Origin of the sequence: Vibrio sp. FF145 (assembly GCF_041439075.1) — a bacterium.
Classification (GTDB): Bacteria; Pseudomonadota; Gammaproteobacteria; order Enterobacterales; family Vibrionaceae; genus Vibrio; species Vibrio tasmaniensis_A.
Window position 1 is genome coordinate 1 of record NZ_JBGONH010000049.1, and the last position, 2,193, is coordinate 2,193.

The following is a 2,193-nucleotide window of genomic DNA, read 5'->3' on the forward strand; positions in this document are numbered from 1 at the left end:
GCTTAGAGCTTAGAGCTTAGAGCTTAGAGCTTAGAGCTTAGAGCTTAGAGCTTAGCTCAAATAAGATTAAAACGTACATGTAAAAAGGGCCTAAATACTGAGGCCCTTTTTGTATTTAAGTCGTTCTTGTACTTAGGCAGAACGTGATATCTAACCGCTATTAATCGATTAGGCCGTAGTTGGCACGCAATACATCGATGATCTCTTGCTTAGGATTCTCACTCAGTACGATTTCCGCACCTGTAATCTTCGCCGCGATATCAAGGTAAGTACGTGACAGAGACATCAATGAATCCAATGGAAGTTCATTGTCACGAGCTAACGCTTCACGCTCTGGCATACGCTCTTTGTTCAAAAGAATATCAGCATCAGGGAAGTAGTTAAGTAGGAACTGGCGGAAATCTTCTTTTGAATTCTCAACGATGTTGCCGTTATTGTATTCCTGAGTATCCCAAATGCGAGATGAATCTGGAGTACCGACTTCATCCATGTAGATAAGCTTTTCATTACCTTGAGCATCATTGACGTAACCAAATTCAAATTTCGTATCGACAAAGGTTTGATCGACTTTTGCTAGCGCTTGGCTAATTACGTTGAAGCCTTCTTTTAGAAGTTTCTCGTAATGCGCAATGTCACTTGCTTGAGTAAAATTGAATGCTGCGAAGTTATCTTCGATGTTGTTACGCGTGATGTTTACATCATCAGCTTCTGGAACGCCAGGAATACCTTTCAAAATCCCTTTTGTAGAAGGCGTGATCAGTAGCTCAGGCAATTTCTTGTCTTTCTCAAGGCCTTCTGGCATCTCGATACCACAGAATTCGCGTTCGCCGTTTGCGTATGCACGCCACATTGAACCTGTGATGTATTGACGACAAATCGCTTCGATCATGACTGGGCGAGCTTTTTGTACAATCCATACGAATGGATGAGGGATATCAAGAATATGACTGTCAGCGAGGCCGTTGTCTTTAAATAATTTGAACCAGTGGTTAGAGATAGCATTCAGAGCGGCCCCCTTACCTGGAACACCTTTTAGATTCCCTTCACCACGCCAGATACAATCAAATGCCGAGATACGGTCACTGATCACCATTATTGCTAAAGGCGCATCTGGTGCTACATCGTAGCCTTTCTCTTTAATTAGTCGTTGGCTATCTTCTTCAGTTAACCAGTAGACCGAACGAACCTTGCCACTGTGGACAGGTTTATCAGTACGGATTGGTAGGTCATCATTTACGGCAAGAACTTGATCAGCAAGGCTCATTTAGACATTCCTATCTTTTATCAAACGTCATACAGAGAAGTGCGGTGTGCACATGATTAGACGGGCATTATACCCAATCTACTATTTGCTTCCAGAGAAAAAGCAAACGATTGCTAAATCTATTGATCAAATAAAAACCCCCGCCTAACTATTCGCTAGAAAATTGGCGAATTGTAGGCAGGGGAAGGCAGTATATTTGGACTGTGTTTTGGAGCCATGCTGTCAAGTTAACTTAAGTTTGCTAGCCAAAATGTTATTAAGTAAGGTGGTCTAGTGAATACGCTCTGAATTGGCATCAATAAAGAAGACTTCGCACTGAAAGCGCATTCCTAATGTTCTTAGGTATTGCTGACTGAATTGATCAATCGAAGCACTCGCAACAATCGCGCTCGCATTCTTAGATCGAATGGCTTTCTCGACGGTTTCTACTTCTGTCATTTGATTAGAGGCTTTCATGTGAATAACACGATCACAGCAAACATTATGTTGCTGCAGCTGTTTAGCCGATGGTCTTGGTGTTTGAGCCGTAAACAGTAACCACTGATGTTGATTGGACAGCAACGCCATTTTGGCAAACAACGCTTCTTCGTTTGAACTTTTTGTGTCACGAGAGACGGATGTAAATGCGCAGTGAGTTAGCGGGCTAGAGTGTTGTGCTTTAACGTGTGCTGGAATCATTTTGCTGTCCTTATATACATGCTGTATGTGTATACAGTAGTTTTTGTTGCTTATAAGATCAAGTGTTTTTTGAGGGATTATTGGACGATCTTGCTTGGTTTGGTAAGTGATTTTTATTTAAGCTGTTGAAAATATGGTAAAAATTAAATTTGAATGAATTTGTTGTTTTGTCTCATAAGTTGAAGAAATGTGAGCTTTATACAGGTGTATACAGTGGGTTTGACAGAAAAGTACTGTATACACCTGTATAG

Annotated in this window: 2 protein-coding genes; both read right to left on the minus strand. The window is 41.2% G+C overall.

Annotated features, from left to right (window positions below; all coding sequences use genetic code 11):
- Window positions 1–160: 160 nt before the first annotated feature.
- Complete coding sequence (locus ACED42_RS16915) at window positions 161–1,264, minus strand: phosphoribosylaminoimidazolesuccinocarboxamide synthase (protein WP_371703462.1); 1,104 nt, start codon at window positions 1,262–1,264, stop codon at window positions 161–163.
- Between the two features lie 270 nt (window positions 1,265–1,534).
- Window positions 1,535–1,942: a SulA-like leucine-rich domain-containing protein gene (locus ACED42_RS16920; protein WP_009846480.1), complete on the minus strand. Its 408-nt coding sequence runs from the start codon at window positions 1,940–1,942 to the stop codon at window positions 1,535–1,537.
- Between the last annotated feature and the right edge of the window lie 251 nt (window positions 1,943–2,193).

What these genes read in the sequence shown, in the direction of transcription:
- ACED42_RS16915 (WP_371703462.1), bottom strand. Translation starts at nt 1,264, where the DNA reads ATGAGCCTTGCTGATCAAGTTCTTGCCGTAAATGATGACCTACCAATC.
- ACED42_RS16920 (WP_009846480.1), bottom strand. Translation starts at nt 1,942, where the DNA reads ATGATTCCAGCACACGTTAAAGCACAACACTCTAGCCCGCTAACTCAC.